The following is an 18,872-nucleotide window of genomic DNA, read 5'->3' as shown; positions in this document are numbered from 1 at the left end:
CAAAGGTATTCACCCATAGAAAATGCAACATCGTATTAAATTTAGTGTCTTATTATGGAGAAAATAGCAAACTCTATTGGATTGTAGTGAAAGGGCGGCGACTCCGGCGGGAACAGCGCGAGCTGAAAGCCCCGCAGGAGCGGGAGCTCCGAGGAGATTGAAGTCGTGCCCGCGGAAAACGTCCGCCCTGCAGCGAAAATTCTAGTGGTCACCTAAATAGAGCTTGCTACCGCACAGTTTCCCTATAATGTGTGTTATTCCATTTTATCGTATTTAGCACTTTTGTTCTTGTTGAGCTTAATAGTTAAAATTTTTGTTAATAAATAGAAATTCATATCTGAAAAATTTAAACTCATCCTAATATATCTACCGTTCACAAAATTTTAAAAATATTTAACATTAAACAAGTTGTTTTTAATAAAATTTACAAAACCTTTACAAATAACAGGTACAAAATTTACACTGTGCATTTATTCTACTATTAGACAAAAAACGACATAGAAAGTTTTTAACCTATTTCTTGGAGGTATGAAATGATCAAGTGGAAACATACAAAAATGGCGTTATTAATAGTTGCTATACTCACGATCCTATCAGCATGTACAAATGAGGATAATGGTTCAACAGGGTCAGACGGTGGGAGCGGTGCTACAGTATCTATTTCAGGATCCACATCTGTAGGGCCACTAGCTGAGAAATTAGCAGCGAAATACTCAGAGACAGATAATACAAATATTGAGATAAATCAAATTGGTTCTTCTGCCGGAATTACCAATGCAATTAGCGGAGTGTCGGAAATAGGGATGTCCTCTCGGGATTTAAAAGAAGAGGAAATAGCAAGTGGTTTGAATGAAGTTATTATTGCTTACGATGGCATTGTAGTCGTGACTCATCCCACTAATAAAGTGAAAAATCTTACGATGGAGCAAGTTAAACAGATTTTTACGGGTGAAGTAACGAATTGGAGCGAACTAGGTGGAGATGACATGGAAATCGTAGTTGTCTCGCGTGAGGATGGGTCAGGTTCACGTGACGCATTTCAAGAAATCGTTGACTATAGCTCGGGTGAATTAATAAGAAACGCCATTATCGCAAGTGGGAATGGAAATATTAAAACAACCGTTGCGAACAATAAACATGCTGTTGGTTTTATTTCATTTGAATATATAGATGAAACGATTTCAACCATTGATATCAATGGGGTAGAAGCGAATGCAGCAAATGTTTTGCAAGAAAAATACAGCTTATCTAGACCTTTCTTGTTTGTCTATAAAGAAGGACAATTAACAGACGCTGGACAACGATTTATAGATTTTATCTTAAGTGAAGACGGACAGCTCATTGCAGAAGAAGCCGGAGCTATCCCAGTAAAATAAAACACAATTAAAAGGAAGACAACAACATAATTTTTGACTTAAATTTGGAGGTATAAGGTGTCTATCCCAACAACTAACAAGCAAACCGTAGAAATCGGCAAAGCAAATAAAAGGAAGTATATGCTAGAGAAGCTATCTTCAAGGATTTTCTTGATTTGTGCACTTCTCTCCGTAATAACTTTATTGTTAATCATTGGATTTGTATTTTATAAAGGAGCTCATCCTTTTGTAGCTGAGGGCTATAGCTTTATAAACTTTATATTTGGTACTGACTGGGTACCGAGTGAAGATAAATTCGGTATATTCCCAATGATTGTTGCATCCATTTTTGCAACAATTGGAGCATTAATTATTGGCGTTCCTATTGGCTTATTTACAGCTATTTTCTTGGCGGAAATTGCCTCTAAAAGATTAGCCAAAATTATTTCACCGGCAATTCAATTGCTAGCAGGTATCCCATCCGTATTATATGGTGTGTTTGGACTTGCGATCATCGTTCCATTTTTACAAAATACGTTTGGTCTAGTGAAAGGGCAAAGCTTGATAGCTGTGATTCTTGTGTTAGCGATCATGATGTTACCAACTATTGTGACTGTAGCAGAGACAGCAATTCGAGCAGTACCCCAAACATATCGCGAAGGATCGTATGCTTTAGGAGTATCACAAATTGGGACCATCTTTAAAGTTATTGTACCAGCAGCCAAATCAGGTATTATGACAGCAATCGTATTAGGTTTAGGCCGAGCAATAGGGGAAACAATGGCAGTAATCTTAGTAGCCGGAAATAGTTTAATCGTTCCAACCAGCCTAACGGACAGTGTTCGTCCACTAACGACAAACATCGCATTAGAAATGGGTTATGCGTTTGGTACACACCAAGAAATGTTATTTGCAACAGGAATTGTTTTATTCTCATTTATATTAATTTTGAATTTTGTGCTAGCAAAAATAAGTGCAAAGGGAGGCAACTAAGATGAGACATTTCAAAGATAGCTTATTACGAGCGCTATTATGGTTATCAGCATTCTTATCGGTTGCCATCCTCGTAATGATCGTTGGATTTATCTTTTACAAAGGAATTGGTTTGATAAGCTTTGATTTCATCTTTGGAGATTATTCGCCATCTGGTGATGGTGGTATTTGGCCAATGATTATCACAACTATATATACAGTCGTTATTTCATTAGTCATTGCAACACCTATAGGGATATTAGCAGCTGTTTATTTGCAGGAATATGCTAAACAAGGACGATTAGTTAGACTCATACGCTTTGCAACAGAAAGTTTAACAGGAATTCCTTCTATCATTTATGGTTTGTTTGGAGCTGTATTCTTTGTAACGACGTTAAAATTAGGAATGTCGATACTAGCAGCTTCCTTAACCTTAACGATTATCGTATTGCCAGTAATCATTCGAACCACAGAGGAAGCATTAAAAACAGTGCCACGTTCCTATCGTGAAGGTTCCTTAGCGCTTGGAACAACAAAGCTACAAACATTATATAAAGTAATTTTACCGAGTTCTATGCCCGGAATCTTATCCGGTATTATCCTTTCTGTTGGTCGAATTGTGGGAGAATCAGCTGCAATATTCTTAACTGCTGGGACAGTAGCAGCTATGCCAGAAAGCATTCTATCATCAGCTAGAACACTAACCGTTCATTCTTATTTAGTAACACAAGAGTCTGGGGATATTGAGCTTGCGGCAGCAGTTGGTATTGTCTTAATCGTAATAATTTTAGCGATCAATCTTTCAGCAACGTATATCTCGAAAAAATTTAACAAAGCGACTAATAAATAAGCGTATGTTAAAGGATAATTGAGTCTTTAGATCATGTTGTGCTAGTGACCAAAAAAATTCAAGTAGGGAAGGTATTATAGCAGATGGAGCAACGTAAAGAAGGTACATCGATAATTAATGTAAGAGATTTAAATTTATTTTATGGCGAGAAACAAGCTTTATTTGGAGTCGACCTTGCTATCCTAGAAAAAGAGGTAACTGCTTTAATCGGTCCTTCAGGTTGTGGTAAATCGACTTTTTTACGCACATTAAATCGGATGAATGATTTAATAGATGGTGTGAAAATTACAGGTGATATCATCATTGACCACGAAGATATTTATAAAACGAATGATGTGATCAAACTACGAACAAAAGTGGGAATGGTATTTCAAAAACCAAATTTATTCCCAATGAGTATTTATGACAATGTTGCCTACGGACCAAGAATGCAAGGCATAAAAAATAAAAAAGAATTAAATAAAATTGTGGAAGAGAGTCTACGCAGTGCAGCTATTTGGGATGAAGTACAAGATCGTCTTAAAACATCAGCGCTAGGTTTGTCAGGCGGACAGCAGCAACGTGTGTGTATTGCTCGTGCTATTGCGATGAAGCCAGATATTATATTAATGGACGAGCCTACATCGGCATTAGACCCAATTTCTACGTTAAAAATAGAAGAACTAATAACTAATATGAAAAAAGATTACACGATTGTTATAGTTACGCATAACATGCAGCAAGCAGCAAGAGTATCCGATAAAACAGCATTTTTCTTAAATGGAGAGGTTATTGAATATGATGATACCGATAATATTTTCTCTACACCACAAGATCAACGAACTGAAGATTATGTAACAGGCCGATTTGGATAATGGAGGTAGCAAATGGGAGTCCGTGTAAACTTCGAGAATAATTTAGAGGAATTAAAAAGCAAAATCACCGAAATGGGCAAACTATCAGTTGTTGCTCTGGAAAGAGCTTTTACTGCATTAAAAACACAAGACGTGGAGATTGCATTAAAAGTTATTGAGGGAGATACGACTATTGATAATCTAGAAGTGGATATTAATCAGTTCGCCATATGGCTTATGGCTAAAGAAGCTCCTGTTTCAAGAGATTTGCGTGAAATTATTGGTGTCCTAAAAATTTCATCTGAAATTGAACGAGTTGCGGATTTTGCAGTGAACATTGCGAAAGCAACTATTAAGATTGGTAATACAACATCTTTATTGGAGATTACGCATCTAGAGAAGATGAAAGATATATCGATTGAGATGCTTAGAAAAGCACTACAATCTTTTTTAGAGGAAAATATCCTCTATGCAAAAGAAGTTGGTGACTTAGAGGAGGAAGTGGATCAATATAGTGGCGAAACATATAAGAAACTGACCACTTATCTAAGTGACCATCCAGAAGAAACCAATCAGCTTGTACAATTATTATTTGTTAATCGCTTTCTTGAAAGAACAGCAGACCATATAACGAATATCGCTGAAAGTACAGCATATTTGATTAAAGGTCAAATATACGATTTTAACTCCTAGCACTTAGGAAACTGAATAAAAACTGGAGTAGAAGCTGAATCATTTTCTCCTCCAGTTTTTTTATATTATGGCCGGATAGAAACCGGAGTTCCTATTGGAATAATACGTGCTAATTCCTCCACGTCTTTATTGTGCATGCGAATACAGCCATGTGAGACTGCTTTACCAATGGAACTGGGATCATTGGTGCCATGGATCCCGTAGTGCTCTTTTGATAAACTCATCCACATTGTACCGAATGGTCCACCAGGATTAGGCGCTTTATTAATAATGATAAAATCCCCTACAGGTGTATTGTATACTATTCTTCAACAGCAATCGGGTACTCTTTTTGTAAAATACCGTCTCTTAGTAATCGTAGTCGACGATTGTTTATGGAAACCTCTATACGATATGGAAGCGTATTCGGGTCTGGATAGCCAGGTATAACAATGGATTGACCTATTAAAAGTACATTCGGATTTATGGATTGATTAGCACTAATGATTTTGGATAGAGGTGTACGATAGTCTCTGGCTATTTGACTCAGTGTTTCACCTAGTTGAACAGTATGAATCAGAATAAACACCTCCGTTATTATTAGTTGAAGTAATACAGTATATGCTAATTATCAAAAGTGCTTTATCTGTAGAAGGTGGAGGTCAGTTGCTGTAGGAGGAAGAACTTCCCGCTGATTACTGTATTCATGTTTCAGCTGTTTTAATAGCTGTATTTACAGTTTCTCTGCTATAATTTATTAACTAACAACTCAGCAAGTAACACAACATGAGATGGCTGGTCATAATAGTAGGAGGCTTTTAAATGGATAATAACGATATATTAATACGACTAAGGTATGCTTTAGATATAAAAGACAAAGATATGATGGAGATTTTTAATCTTGGTGGTATAGAAGTATCGAAAGAAGAACTATCAAAAATACTGACAAAATCAAAAGATGAATTCTATGATGACATAGATGTGGAAGAAACCGATGATCAAATAAAATGTACGCATAAGATGTTGGATTCCTTTTTAAATGGTTTTATTACTTTTAAACGAGGTAAACAAGACCCAAAACCTGGTCAACCTGAAAATCCTGCACCTCCCGAAAGAAGCGCTAATAACATGCTACTTAAGAAATTGAAAGTAGCGTTACAATTAACAACCGAAGATATGATAGAAATATTAGATGAAGGTGGCATTGTCGTTTCAAAGGGTGAGTTAGGAGCTATTTTACGTAAAGAAGGACATCGAAATTATAAAGTGTGCGGTGATAATTTTGCACGTAAATTTTTAAGAGGACTAGCTGTGAAACATCGAGAATAAGCAAGCGGAAAAACAGGTAAGATTAATAATCTTTATCCTGTTTTTTTATGTTCTATGGAAGAAATTATTAAATTTGTGTTGTTTGTAAATCATTCTCTCCACAATAGTAGATCACTGTTTTATTCAGAGCATCGAAGGAATAATGTGTATAATTTGTTATCGTCACAAAGAAATACTTCACCGTATAGGGAAACTGCATAGTATAGAGATACTGTAAAGGCAATTGATTTCCACACTCCAGGCGGACGCTTACCGCGGGGCGGGCGGTGAGCCTCCTCGTCGCACGCTCCTGCGGGGTCTCACCTGTCCCCGCAGGTGTCGCCGCCTTGCGCTTCAATCAATAGAACTTGCTGACTAATCCATAAACAAATGCAAAATGCTATTTAATTTATTTACAACTGTCCAGCAGTTTCTTATTTAGAATCATTTTATGTACAGGATAAATTATAGGAAAGGTTGCTATTAGCCATTCAAGCAATGGTAGCTCCCAATAATTGATCACAATCTCTAGATAGTCTATCTTATTCCACTAATCAAAGGTATTCACCCATAGAAAATGCAACTTAGTACTAAATTTAGTGTCTCCTTATGGAGTAAATAGCAAACTCTATTGGATTGTAGCGAAGGGGTGGCGACTCCGGCGGGAACAGTACGAGCTGAAAGCCCCGCAGGAAAGACATTGGTAGAACTTTGTTTGACCAATGTCTTTGCGACAAGTAATCGCAGGAGCATTGTTTTCGGAGCTCCGAGGAGATTGAAGCCGTGCCCGCGGAAAGCGTCCACTTCATTCAACTCACTACCGCGCAGCTTCCCTATATTGCACGAACCATTCATTTACATTGGCAGTTTTCTATTAAATAACTCCAAATAAAAAATGAAACACCTGTTTCTTGAAAATTCCGTTATCATATAAGATAGGGGATAAAAGGGAGAAAGGGGATCTAAATATGGTATCTGGACAATTGTTCAATCATAAATTACTCGATGTCGTATTTGAAAATGCAAATTATGGGACAATCATTATCGATAATAATGGAAAAATACAATATATTAGCAACAAGTATTGCGAGTTTTTGGAAGTGAAAAGAGAAACCTTGATAGGAGGATATATTGTTGATTATATTGAAAATACAAGATTACACCTTGTTGTTCAAACAGGAAAATCAGAAATGGGAGATTTACAGTTTCTAAGAGGAAGCTTTGTCATTACAAATCGTATCCCAATTTTCGATGACAAAGAAATTATCGGTGCAATAGGAACCATTATTTTTAGAGATTTAGATGATTGGAAGAAAATGAATAGCCATATTAAAGACTTATTAGCACGAAATAATTTGTATACACCCGACGGTGATCAAGGAAATGGGGCAAGATACTCTTTACATGACTTGATCGGGGACTCGCATGCAATGAATGAGTTAAAAGCGCGTGTGAAAAGAGTTGCTGGTGGAGATATTTCTGTATTGATAAGGGGCGAAAGTGGAACTGGGAAGGAAATAATCGCACAAAGTATTCATCAACTGAGTCCTCGTAGTACTAAACCATTTGTTAGTGTAAATTGCGGGTCGATTCCAGAGCATCTAATCGAGTCGGAACTGTTCGGCTATGAAGAGGGTGCCTTTACGGGTGCTAAAAAGGGTGGGAAAGTAGGGAAGTTTCAAAGTGCAGAAGGTGGAACTATTTTTCTAGATGAAATTGGAGACATGCCCCAGCATATGCAAGTCAAATTACTAAGGGTCTTGCAGGAGAGAGAATACGAACCTGTAGGGGCAGCACACCCTAAAAAGGTGAATGTTCGTGTAATTGCGGCAACTAATCGACCATTAGAAAAAATGATGGAAAATAGGGAATTTCGAGAAGACCTATATTATAGGATAAACGCAATTCAATTAGTCAGTCCTCCTTTAAGGGAAAGAACAGAGGATATCCCGCTTCTAATCCATCATTTTTTGAAAGATCGAAAGCACGGATTGGCAAACGAGTCAATTCCATACATGATGATGTCTACGCTCTTCTAAACAAATATGAATGGCCTGGAAACATAAGAGAATTGGAGAATGTAATAGATGCAGGTGTACATTTAGCAAACGAGAATATATTGGAAATCGAAGATCTGCCGGAATATATTAAAAGAGATTCGGGAAAAAACAAAAAGAAAACGTTAAAAGAAATAATAGAAGAAACGGAAAAAAAAGAAATAGAAAAAATGCTCATGAACTGTAAATTCGATAAAAATATGGCCGCAGAAGCGCTTGGAATTAGCAATTCAACCATATATGAGAAGATTAAAAAATATAATATTATTTAAGTATAGAAAATCCAGAATATCGGAATAGTCTCCGCAATTCTGGATTTTTATTTTGCCTAATATGGCACTATTTTAAAACAACGGAAAAAAGGGTCTTCCTATACTTCGGAAAAAATAGATAATAAAAAATTGCTCAATAGACAGTAATGCCTTGAAAGTTCTTGAATCTCAAACTTGGCATGAATCTTGCTTATATAGAGAGGAGAAACGAAAGGAGGAACTTTAATTGGACGTTGGACTTATTACTAGGAAAATGGCAAATGTGTTAAATGACAATCATCAAGAAAAAATAGCAATACAAGAAGAAATGGGAAAAGCTTGGACGTATAAAGAGCTTCATACAATATCAAATGCATATGCAAATAAGCTTCTTGAATTAGGAGTCCAAAAAGGAGATCGAGTTGGCGTACTGCTATACAATTGCCTAGAATATTTCGCTGTATATTTTGCTGTTGCGAAAATCGGGGCAATTGCAGTTCGTCTTAATTTCCGACTTTCGAGTGCAGAACTGGAATATGCATTAAAGGATTCCGAAACGAAAATATTATGCTTCCATTCCAATTTGGCAAATGAACTGGAGGAGGTTCGCCCACATGTTTCCGTTGAACAGTACATATGCCTGGAAAATGAGGATGCCATAATTCCGGATTGGTCTAAACCTTGGAGCCTATTGGCAAGTGGCGCTGTGGATGAAGTACCAGATAATAATATTAAATTGAGTGATCCTGTCATGCTGATGTATACGTCAGGTACAACTGGTAGACCAAAAGGCGCTATTTGGACACATGACATGACACTTTGGTTTTCCTCTATGCAATCGTTGAAATGGAAGTTTACGGGACAGGAAATTGGCATGACGACAGGCCCCCTTTATCATGTAGGTGCGATGGAAGACATAGGGCTTCCAATACTTTTGATGGGTGGAACACTGATCATCACAAAAAGCCAAGGATTCCAAATTGGAAGAATCCTATCGGTCATTGAACAGGAAAATGTGACCGATTGTTTCTTATTCCCATTTATGATTTACGAAATGTTGAATTACGATGACTTAGATTCCTATCAATTGAAAAACTTAAAAACTATTTATACAGGGGGCGATCCATTATTGCCATCTGCACTAGAACAGTTAAAGAAGAAATACCCGAATGTTGGTGTTGTTCAAGTATATGGATTGACAGAAGGCACACCAATCGCAGCTTCTCTCGATCCACAGGATGCTTTTACTAAAGGACAGACTGTCGGAAAACCAATGCCACTAACCGAGATCAGCATTTTGGATGATGATGGTCTTCCACTACCAGTAGGTGAAATAGGGGAAATTGCTATTAAAAGTCCTGCTGTTTCAGTAGGTTATTGGAGAAAACCAGAAGCGACAATGGAGACGTTTGTAAATGGTTGGTGTAAAACTGGCGATTTAGGCGTATTCGATCAAGAAGGTTACTTAAAGATTGCAGGCAGAAAGAAAGACATGATTCGTAGTGGTGGGGAAAATATTTACTCCGCTGAAATTGAAGATGTTTTATACCGTCATGAAGAGATAAAGGAAGTTTCCATCATTGGTATACCGGATGCAAAATTCATCGAAGCTGTTTGTGCTGTGGTTGTAAAAAAAGAAGGATCGAACTTAACAGAAGAGGACGTAATTAATCATTGTGTGAATAATCTAGCAAGCTATAAAAAGCCTAGAAAAGTTATTTTCGTCGATGAATTACCAAGAACACCTTCTGGGAAAATACAAAAATTTGTTTTAAGACAAGATTATAGCGAAGTGAAAATATAAGAAGGGGGTGGGAAGGATGCAGAAGGTTCAAGTAGTTTCATGGTCATTACAACAGAACATTGCACAAATTGTCATCGACAATCCACCTGTGAATGTCTTAAGCGCAGATGTTATTGAACAGTTGAACACAGCCGTGGATGAAATCGAAAAAGATTCAAAAGTAAAAGTAGTAGTTTTAACAGGTGCAGGCGAAAAGGCTTTTGTAGCAGGCGGGGATATTAAAGGATTTCCAGAATGGATTGGAAAAGGAGTTGAAGAAGCGAAGCAAAAGTCACTTTGGCTTCAAGAGCCCCTGAATAAGATAGAACAGCTAACTCACCCGACTATTGTAGCCATTAATGGCCTAGCTCTAGGTGGAGGCTGCGAACTAGCGTTAAGCTGTGATATCCGCGTTGCGGAGGAACATGTAGAAATCGGTCTTCCAGAAGTTAAATTGGGATTATTTCCGGGGGCTGGTGGAACGCAAAGGCTACCGCGCTTAATAGGCAAAGCAAGAGCGAAAGAAATGATTTTCACTGGCGAATCTATATCAGCAGCAGAGGCAGAAAGAATTGGATTAGTGAATCATGTAGTTCCAAAGGGAAAATCGTTAGAAAAAGCACTGGAGATTGCAAGTAAAATTTGTAACCATTCCTCCATTCCAGTTTCTTTTGCGAAGCATTCGATTGATGAAGGTTATGAACAACCACTTAATGAAGGACTAGTTATCGAAGCTAGCTATTTTGGTCATGTTTTTCAAACGGAAGATGTTCAAGAAGGCGTGGAAGCTTTTATTCAAAAAAGGAAACCTAATTTTCAAGATCAATAAGAGTTTTTATAAAGACTTTTTAAAGAAGGAGCGAGATATATGTTTTCTAAAATATTAATTGCCAATCGTGGAGAAATTGCTTTAAGAGTTATCCGAACTTGTAAAAACCTTGGTATTCAAACAGTTGCCATCTATTCAGAAGCGGATGCTGACTCTTTGTTTGTTCGACAAGCTGATGAAGCGTACTGCGTTGGAAAGCCACCGGTCAATCAAAGTTATTTGAATATCGACGAAATTATTCGTATCGCAAAAGAAAGTGGAGCAGAGGCTGTGCATCCAGGCTACGGACTTTTATCAGAAAACGCAGGATTTGCGCGTAGATGTGTAGAGGCGGGGCTTGTATTTATCGGACCTTCCTCGGATATTATCGCTTCCATGGGAAGTAAAATCGAGGCACGTAAAATGATGAAAGAAGCTGGTGTACCGGTTGTTGAAGGTATTGATACTGCTTTAGACAATGAAGAGCAAGCAAAAGAAGCAGGAAAAAAAATCGGCTATCCACTTATGCTTAAGGCATCTGCTGGAGGCGGGGGAATCGGAATGCAACTCGTTAATTCTGAGGAAGAATTAGTAAAAGCTTTCGAAGGAAATAAAAAACGAGCAGAATCATTTTTCGGCGATGGAACGATGTTCTTAGAAAAATATATCGCAGAACCTCACCATATTGAAGTACAAATATTAGCCGACACGCATGGAAATGTCATTCCACTTTGGGAAAGAGAATGCTCTATCCAACGTCGAAACCAAAAAGTAGTGGAAGAAGCACCTTCTCCATTTATCAGTGAAGAAACGCGACAAAAAATGCTCGATGCAGCAGTTCAAGCGGCAAAACATATCGGATATTCCAATGCTGGGACGATTGAGTTTTTAGTGGATCGTGAGCAAAATTTCTACTTCTTAGAGATGAATACAAGACTACAAGTAGAGCACCCAGTTACAGAAGAAATCACGGGACTCGACCTAGTAGAACAACAGTTGAAAGTAGCGTATGGAGAACGTTTGTCTATTAAACGAGAAAACGTCGAGCGAAAAGGACATGCGATTGAAGTGCGTATCTATGCAGAAGATCCTAAAACATTTTTCCCTTCACCTGGCAAGATAACAGAGTTTCAGTTGCCGCAAGGAGAAGGTGTCCGTAACGAATGTGCGATAGAAGCTGGCTCACAAGTGACGCCATTCTACGATCCAATGATTGGCAAACTAATCACTTGGGGAGAAACTCGTAGTGAGGCATGCGCCAGAATGAAAGAAGCACTTGAGAATTACAAAGTAGAAGGTATTAAAACGAATATCCCAATGCTTATCGAAACAGTCAGCCACGAACAATTTTTAAGCGGTTATACAACAACTGATTTTGTAAATAAATATTATTTAGCTGAAAAAGCAACCAACTAAGGAGGAAATGAATATGACAAACATCGTAGCAAGTATGGCAGGTAGTGTATGGAAAGTATTAGTGGCAGAAGGGGAAGAAGTAAAAGAAGGGCAAGATGTAGTAATTCTTGAATCAATGAAAATGGAAATTCCGATTGCAGCTGAGACAACTGGCGTTGTAAAGAAAATTCATATTAATGAAGGCGATTTCGTTAATGATGACGATGTATTACTCGAGGTTGAATAGGAGGTTAAATCTTTGAAACTGCCAAAAAGTGTAAAGATAAAAGAAGTTGGACCAAGAGACGGGTTACAAAATGAAAAACAAACTATTTCAACAGAAGATAAAATTACTTGGATTGACTCACTATCTAAAACGGGTCTGTCCTATATTGAAGTGAGCTCTTTTGTCCATCCGAAATGGATTCCGCAGTTAGCAGACGCATCGGAAGTACTTGGGAAAATTCAGCGGGAAAAAGGGGTCACTTATGCGGCCCTTGTTCCTAACTTAAGAGGACTTGAGCGTGCATTAGAAGCAAATGTAGATGAAGTGAGCGTCTTCATGTCAGCAAGTGAAGCGCATAATAAAAATAATATTAATAAATCAATAGAAGAAACATACCCGATTTTAAGTGAAGTTGTTAAGGAAGCGAAAGCAGCTGGAAAAACGGTAAGAGGTTATATATCTACTGTGATTGCATGTCCGTATGAAGGGCCAATTGCGACATCACAAGTAAGAAAAGTGAGCGATCATTTATTTTCCATGGGAATAGATGAATTATCGTTGGGTGACACAATCGGCGTTGGCGTCCCAAATCAAGTAGAACGTTTGCTAGAGGAACTACTACCACATTTTGAAGCTAGCAAGTTAGCTATGCATTTCCATGATACAAGAGGGACTGCTCTTGCAAATATTGTGAAATCACTTGAAATGGGAATCACTATCTTTGATAGTGCGCTTGGTGGATTAGGAGGCTGTCCTTACGCCAAAGGAGCATCTGGAAATGTGGCGACCGAGGATTTATTGTATATGCTCCATGAGATGGGAATTGAAACTGGTATCGATATAAATGCGGTAATGAAATCTGCCAAGCTTATTGAAAAAGTAAGAGGGCAAAAGCTGAATAGTCGCCAAATGGATATTTTGAATGCGGAAGAAGGGGCTGTTTACAATGGTTGAAAACGTATTAACTAATGTACAAGTAGAAAAGCGCAGCGATGGAATAGCAATTATCACTTTAAATAGAACAGATGCAGCAAATGCTTTATCAAAGCAGATGCTTCATGATTTGAAAACGGTTGCTATTGAGTTAAGAAATAATCGGGAAGTCCGTGTGATCATTTTAACCGGTGCCGGAGAAAAAGCTTTTTGCGCAGGTGCTGATTTAAAAGAGCGAAAGACAATGTCAGAAAATGAAGTTAGACAAGCTGTTCGATCTATAGGAGCTGTTGTAAACGAAGTTGCTGCACTTCCACAACCGGTTATCGCTGCTCTAAATGGAGTAGCGTTTGGAGGTGGGCTTGAATTAGCTTTGGCATGTGATATCCGTATTGGAGCCCTAGAAACAAAAGTAGGCTTAACGGAAACTTCCTTAGGTATTATTCCTGGAGCAGGAGGAACACAGCGTTTACCTCGTTTAATCGGTCTTGGAAAGGCAAAAGAACTCATTTATAGCGCCAAGCGACTGACAGCTGAGGAAGCAGAAGCACTTGGGATAATAGAATATGTAGTCCCTCGTGAAAATTTACTAGACAAAGCGCTCGAAATAGCTACATCGATGGCGAAAAATGCCCCACTTGCATTAATTCAAGCAAAAGCGGCCATTAATAATGGAATTGAAGTAGACCTAAACACAGGGCTGAAAATAGAAGAACTTGCATACAACGAATTACTGCCCACGGAAGATAGATTAGAAGGCTTACGTGCATTTGCGGAAAAACGCGCACCACAATATACGGGCAAATAAGGAGGAAACAACATGACGTCGACAGTTTCACAAACAGATTATCAGATCAAAAAAGATGCCATCTTGCAAGGTGGACAGGAAAAATATCATAAGAAAAATCAAGAGCAGGCGAAAATGTTTGTTCGTGATAGATTGAATTTGCTGTTTGACGATGGCTTAAAAGCAGAAGATGGAATGTTTGCGAATTTACTGGCAGGAGATCTTCCAGCTGATGGAGTAGTTACTGGTATTGGTAAAATTCATGGTCGTACGGTTTGTGTGATGGCTAATGATTCTACTATTAAAGCAGGTTCTTGGGGACAACGTACTGTAGAAAAAATTATCCGCATTCAAGAAACAGCTGAAAAGCTACGCTGTCCAATGTTGTATCTTGTTGACTCTGCTGGTGCTCGCATAACAGATCAATTAGAAATGTTCCCTGGTCGTAGAGGAGCGGGACGAATTTTCTATAACCAAGTTAAAATGTCAGGTAAAGTTCCACAAATTTGTCTTCTATTTGGACCATCGGCGGCTGGCGGAGCATATATTCCTGCATTCTGTGACGTCGTTGTAATGGTGGATGGCAATGCTTCCATGTATTTAGGCTCACCTCGTATGGCAGAAATGGTTATCGGTGAAAAAGTGTCTCTTGAAGAAATGGGCGGCGCGAAAATGCATTGTTCCGTTTCTGGATGTGGAGACGTCCTCGTTCCAAATGAAGAAGAAGCGATCGCGTACGCTCGCAAATATTTAACGTATTTTCCGGAAAACTATACGGAAAAACCAGCTAAAGCAGAAGCGAAAGAACCAGCTTTCTTTGAAAAAAGCATTGAGCAGTTAATACCGAAAAACCAAAATGCGCCATTTGATATGTATCAACTGATCGAACGTCTTATCGACGAAGATTCTATGTGTGAAATTAAGAAGCTTTTTGCCCCTGAACTGATCACTTGTCTTGGACGAATTAACGGACAACCAGTCGGAATTATTGCGAATCAACCACGCGTTAAAGGTGGGGTACTATTCCATGATAGTGCGGATAAAGCAGCGAAATTCATTAATCTTTGTGACGCTTATCATATTCCACTACTATTCCTTGCAGACGTACCGGGCTTCATGATTGGAACGAATGTAGAAAGAGCAGGGATCATTAGACATGGTGCTAAAATGATTTCGGCAATGAGTGAAGCGACTGTTCCTAAAATGACAGTAATCGTACGCAAAGCTTATGGTGCTGGGTTGTATGCAATGGCAGGTCCAGCATTTGAACCAGATTGCTGTATTGCACTTCCAACAGCTTCCATTGCGGTAATGGGACCAGAAGCTGCAGTAAACGCAGTATATGCAAACAAAATTGCTTCTCTTCCAGAAGAAGAGAGAGCTGCTTTCATTGCTGAAAAGCGTGAAGAATATCGCGAGGACATTGATATTTATCGTCTAGCATCTGATTTAATCATTGACGATGTGGTCGAGCCGAATCGTTTACGTGAAGAACTTGCATCACGTTTAGATGTTTACATGTCTAAGTATTTAGTTTTCACTGATCGCAAGCACGGGGTGTATCCAGTTTAACTTGGACCAGCAGATAAAACATTCTGCTGAGCCATGTTAGCCTCCAGCGGATGACACAGATTTTGAATTGCACAGGTTCAATTCAAATCTGGACGCAACTCCGCTGAGGCATAATTATTCAAGTAGTATTTATAAGCAAAGGGGATGTAGAAATGTTCGATAAATACTTTGAAAAGTATCAACTTGGGGATGTTTGGGAGTCGAAAGGAAGAACGATAACGGAATCCGATATCGTTATGTTCTCCGCTTTAAGTGGGGATTGGTTTCCTCTTCATACGAATATTGAGTATGCGAAAGAAACTCAATATAAACAACGAATTGCTCATGGAATGTTAGTACTTTCTATTACGACCGGATTGGTACATTTTGAACCAGGGGTTGTTGTGGCATTTTATGGAATGGATAAGGTAAGATTTACAGCTCCGACTTTCATTGGAGATACTATTCATCTCACAGGGAAAGTAATTGATTTGAAGAGTAAAGGATCGAACCAAGGGGTTGTAACGGTATTACAAGAAGTTAGGAAACAAACGGATGAGATAGTGGCAGTTTTTGAAATGAAGCTCTTAGTGAATCAAAAAACTTTAGACTAAATAAGGGAGAACATTTATGGATCTAATTATTATACTATTAGCACTAGGACTACTTATGTTTTTAGCTTATCGAGGATTTTCCGTTATTATCATTGCTCCGATATGTGCTTTACTCGCTGTATTTTTGACAGATCCGAGCCATGTCTTGCCATTCTTTTCTAATATATTTATGGAAAAAATGGTTGGCTTCATAAAATCTTATTTTCCTGTTTTTTTACTTGGAGCGATTTTCGGTAAAGTAATTGAGATGTCTGGGATTGCAGCAAGAATTGCAAAAGTAATTATTCGATTTATCGGTGTTAGACAAGCCATTCTTACTGTCGTGTTATTGGGAGTTATTTTAACTTATAGCGGAGTAAGTTTATTCGTAGCCGTATTTGCGATTTATCCGTTTGCTAATCAGTTGTTCCGTGAAGCGAATATTCCGAAACGACTGATTCCGGCTACCATTGCATTTAGTGCTTTTACTTTTTCGATGGATGCGATTCCTGGATCGCCACAGATTCAAAATGTTATTCCAACTACTTTTTTTAATACAAGTGTCTATGCAGCAAAATATCTTGGTTTAGTCGGTGCATTATTTATTTTTGTAGTAGGTATGCTGTACCTAGAGAGCCGTCGCCGAAAAGCAGCGAAGAATGGTGAAGGTTATTATGGTATAGGGAAAAATGCGATTAGTGAGTCGCCGGCTGCTGGCGAAATGGCTGCTACGAGCGAAGCGATGATTGCTCCTAGCACTACTATGCTAAACGCTAAAATAGATGTGAAAGATTGGTTAGCGTTTCTTCCACTTATACTAGTTGGAGTAATGAACAAACTATTTACTACTTATATTCCGAAATGGTATGCAGATGGGTTCGATTTTGCCAATATTAATCTAGAACAATACGGAACCGTTAATATGAATCAGCAGCTTTCACTTTGGTCAGTGGAACTTGCACTTCTCGTAGGTATTTTTACGGCAATTGCTTTGAACTTCCAAGCAGTAAAATTGAGTTTCAAGGATAGTTTAAGTGTCGGCATAAGTGGTGCTTTGCTTGCTACTATGAATACAGCTTCAGAGTTTGGTTTCGGAGGAGTTATTGCAGCTTTGCCAGGCTTTGCTGTCGTTCAGAATTTCTTAGCTAACACCTTTACGCATCCACTAGTCAACGGTGCTGTGCTTACAAATGCACTTGCCGGGATGACGGGATCTGGTTCCGGTGGGATAACTATTTCGCTAGGTATTATGGCGGAAAAGTATGTGGAGGCCGCAAATGCTGCCGGTATTCCTTTAGAAGTTATGCACCGTGTTATTGCGATGGCAGCGGGTGGGATGGATACTTTACCACATAATGGAGCAGTTCTTACATTACTAATGGTTTGTGGACTCACTCATCGCCAATCATATAAAGATATCTTTGCTATTACGATTATTAAGACAGTAGCTTGTTTCTTTGTCATTGGTGTGTATTTATTGACTGGACTTGTTTAAGAATCAAATTTAGAAATAGCCGCCAATCCTTAAGGGAATGGTGGTTATTTTTTTCTGAAATTTTTAGTTGGAAAACTAGAGGGCTTAGTTGGAATAATGGAAGAGTTGGTTAGAAAAATGGAGCTTTTAGTTGTAAAAATCATCGGTTTAGTTGTAATAGTAATTTTATGGAAGTGAAATTGTGACGAACAATCCAGTAACATCAAGTTTCTTCAGTGGAGTTTTATATCTTCAGGCATTGGGAGATAACTGATAGGAGAATAGGTGGAACGGGGTTGTAAGTAAGTGCACATTATGAATATTACTATAGAATTGATTGTCGGTTTTTTTCTTCTTTTTTTAATTGTTAAGTTTGTAGGGAAGAAAATTATTAAACAAATAAGCCCTTTTACATTCATTGCTGCGATAGTATTAGGTGAATTACTTGGAAATGGATTGTATCATAATGATGAAGGGTTATTTTATATTATCTATACGATGGCATTATGGAGTATTTTACTTTTCATCGTTGAATTTCTTGGACAAAAGTTTTTAGCTATACGTGGAATCTTTGAAGGGAAACCATCCGCATTGATCAAAAATGGCGTGGTGGACCGAGAACAATTAAAGAAAAACCGAATGAATTTGAATCAGCTTCAAAGCTTACTTAGACAAAGTGAAACCTTTTCTATTCGAGAGGTCGCATATTGTTATTTAGAAGCAAATGGATCGTTAAGCATTTTAAAGAAATCCAAGTATCAAAAAACAACTCAAGAGGATCTTAATCTAGTTTCTAAAACAGTTTATGCGCCGGTAACCTTAATAAGAGATGGCAAAGTTTTATGGGATGAAATAGAAGACTTAGGTTTTGACGAGGCATGGCTAACCGATCAGCTTCATGCGAAAGGGATTACAAGCGATAAAGATATTCTCATCGCTGAATGGTTAGAAGGAGATGGGCTTTTTGTCCAACTTCTTCGCGATACGCCTTCTCATTTAGATAGAAAATGAAAAACAGGAAAGG

The 18,872-nt window shown here is 38.2% G+C and carries 18 protein-coding genes and 1 pseudogene; 18 read left to right on the top strand and 1 reads right to left on the bottom strand.

The window, feature by feature from the left end:
* The first annotated feature begins 533 nt into the window (after nucleotides 1-533).
* The 5 genes from OR571_RS15160 (at nucleotide 534) to phoU (ending at nucleotide 4,703) form a co-directional block, all read left to right on the top strand.
* Nucleotides 534-1,376, top strand: a complete 843-nt coding sequence (locus tag OR571_RS15160) for a phosphate ABC transporter substrate-binding protein (protein ID WP_282243897.1) — start codon at nucleotides 534-536, stop codon at nucleotides 1,374-1,376.
* Between the two features lie 57 nt (nucleotides 1,377-1,433).
* Complete coding sequence (pstC, locus tag OR571_RS15155) at nucleotides 1,434-2,348, top strand: phosphate ABC transporter permease subunit PstC (protein ID WP_229677455.1); 915 nt, start codon at nucleotides 1,434-1,436, stop codon at nucleotides 2,346-2,348.
* A 1-nt stretch (nucleotide 2,349) separates the two neighbouring features.
* Nucleotides 2,350-3,177 carry a phosphate ABC transporter permease PstA gene (pstA, locus tag OR571_RS15150; RefSeq protein WP_282243896.1) on the top strand — a complete coding sequence of 276 codons (828 nt, stop codon included), beginning with the start codon at nucleotides 2,350-2,352 and terminating at the stop codon, nucleotides 3,175-3,177.
* Between the two features lie 83 nt (nucleotides 3,178-3,260).
* Nucleotides 3,261-4,031, top strand: coding sequence for a phosphate ABC transporter ATP-binding protein PstB (gene pstB / locus OR571_RS15145; protein WP_282243895.1), 771 nt, complete (start codon nucleotides 3,261-3,263; stop codon nucleotides 4,029-4,031).
* Between the two features lie 12 nt (nucleotides 4,032-4,043).
* Nucleotides 4,044-4,703: a phosphate signaling complex protein PhoU gene (phoU, locus tag OR571_RS15140; RefSeq protein ID WP_282243894.1), complete on the top strand. Its 660-nt coding sequence runs from the start codon at nucleotides 4,044-4,046 to the stop codon at nucleotides 4,701-4,703.
* 65 nt (nucleotides 4,704-4,768) lie between these two features.
* On the opposite strand, the pseudogene OR571_RS15135 reads toward phoU, so the two are convergent.
* Nucleotides 4,769-5,262, bottom strand: a pseudogene (locus tag OR571_RS15135) (L,D-transpeptidase family protein).
* Nucleotides 5,263-5,504: 242 nt separating this feature from the next.
* Here OR571_RS15135 and OR571_RS15130 point away from each other — a divergent pair.
* The 13 genes from OR571_RS15130 (at nucleotide 5,505) to OR571_RS15075 (ending at nucleotide 18,859) form a co-directional block, all read left to right on the top strand.
* Nucleotides 5,505-6,011 carry a YehS family protein gene (locus OR571_RS15130; protein ID WP_282243893.1) on the top strand — a complete coding sequence of 169 codons (507 nt, stop codon included), beginning with the start codon at nucleotides 5,505-5,507 and terminating at the stop codon, nucleotides 6,009-6,011.
* A 947-nt stretch (nucleotides 6,012-6,958) separates the two neighbouring features.
* A complete protein-coding gene (locus OR571_RS15125) occupies nucleotides 6,959-8,029 on the top strand; it encodes a sigma-54 interaction domain-containing protein (protein WP_348775049.1) in 1,071 nt (356 codons plus the stop codon).
* The gene (locus OR571_RS22800; RefSeq protein WP_481900404.1) at nucleotides 7,981-8,319 is read left to right on the top strand and encodes an AAA-type ATPase lid domain-containing protein; all 339 of its coding nucleotides are present in this window, start codon (nucleotides 7,981-7,983) and stop codon (nucleotides 8,317-8,319) included. Before OR571_RS15125 ends, OR571_RS22800 begins: the two co-directional genes overlap by 49 nt.
* Before the next feature lie 226 nt (nucleotides 8,320-8,545).
* The gene (locus tag OR571_RS15120; protein ID WP_282243892.1) at nucleotides 8,546-10,102 is read left to right on the top strand and encodes an acyl-CoA synthetase; all 1,557 of its coding nucleotides are present in this window, start codon (nucleotides 8,546-8,548) and stop codon (nucleotides 10,100-10,102) included.
* 16 nt (nucleotides 10,103-10,118) lie between these two features.
* Nucleotides 10,119-10,910, top strand: a complete 792-nt coding sequence (locus tag OR571_RS15115) for an enoyl-CoA hydratase (protein ID WP_282243891.1) — start codon at nucleotides 10,119-10,121, stop codon at nucleotides 10,908-10,910.
* Between the two features lie 39 nt (nucleotides 10,911-10,949).
* Nucleotides 10,950-12,305: an acetyl-CoA carboxylase biotin carboxylase subunit gene (locus tag OR571_RS15110; RefSeq protein ID WP_282243890.1), complete on the top strand. Its 1,356-nt coding sequence runs from the start codon at nucleotides 10,950-10,952 to the stop codon at nucleotides 12,303-12,305.
* Nucleotides 12,306-12,318: 13 nt separating this feature from the next.
* On the top strand, nucleotides 12,319-12,531 hold the full coding sequence (locus tag OR571_RS15105) for an acetyl-CoA carboxylase biotin carboxyl carrier protein subunit (protein WP_282243889.1): 213 nt from the start codon (nucleotides 12,319-12,321) through the stop codon (nucleotides 12,529-12,531).
* A 12-nt stretch (nucleotides 12,532-12,543) separates the two neighbouring features.
* Nucleotides 12,544-13,464 carry a hydroxymethylglutaryl-CoA lyase gene (locus tag OR571_RS15100; RefSeq protein WP_282243888.1) on the top strand — a complete coding sequence of 307 codons (921 nt, stop codon included), beginning with the start codon at nucleotides 12,544-12,546 and terminating at the stop codon, nucleotides 13,462-13,464.
* Nucleotides 13,457-14,251 carry an enoyl-CoA hydratase gene (locus OR571_RS15095; RefSeq protein ID WP_282243887.1) on the top strand — a complete coding sequence of 265 codons (795 nt, stop codon included), beginning with the start codon at nucleotides 13,457-13,459 and terminating at the stop codon, nucleotides 14,249-14,251. Before OR571_RS15100 ends, OR571_RS15095 begins: the two co-directional genes overlap by 8 nt.
* Nucleotides 14,252-14,263: 12 nt before the next feature.
* Nucleotides 14,264-15,802, top strand: a complete 1,539-nt coding sequence (locus OR571_RS15090) for an acyl-CoA carboxylase subunit beta (protein ID WP_282243886.1) — start codon at nucleotides 14,264-14,266, stop codon at nucleotides 15,800-15,802.
* A 152-nt stretch (nucleotides 15,803-15,954) separates the two neighbouring features.
* Nucleotides 15,955-16,395, top strand: a complete 441-nt coding sequence (locus OR571_RS15085) for a MaoC/PaaZ C-terminal domain-containing protein (protein ID WP_282243885.1) — start codon at nucleotides 15,955-15,957, stop codon at nucleotides 16,393-16,395.
* A 16-nt stretch (nucleotides 16,396-16,411) separates the two neighbouring features.
* Nucleotides 16,412-17,869, top strand: a complete 1,458-nt coding sequence (locus tag OR571_RS15080; RefSeq protein WP_282243884.1) for a GntP family permease — start codon at nucleotides 16,412-16,414, stop codon at nucleotides 17,867-17,869.
* Nucleotides 17,870-18,163: 294 nt separating this feature from the next.
* Nucleotides 18,164-18,859: a DUF421 domain-containing protein gene (locus tag OR571_RS15075; RefSeq protein ID WP_481900397.1), complete on the top strand. Its 696-nt coding sequence runs from the start codon at nucleotides 18,164-18,166 to the stop codon at nucleotides 18,857-18,859.
* The last annotated feature ends 13 nt before the right edge of the window (nucleotides 18,860-18,872 follow it).

Source organism: Psychrobacillus sp. NEAU-3TGS, from assembly GCF_029955155.1.
GTDB lineage: Bacteria > Bacillota > Bacilli > Bacillales_A > Planococcaceae > Psychrobacillus.
This window is presented reverse-complemented; position numbering and strand designations above follow the sequence as displayed.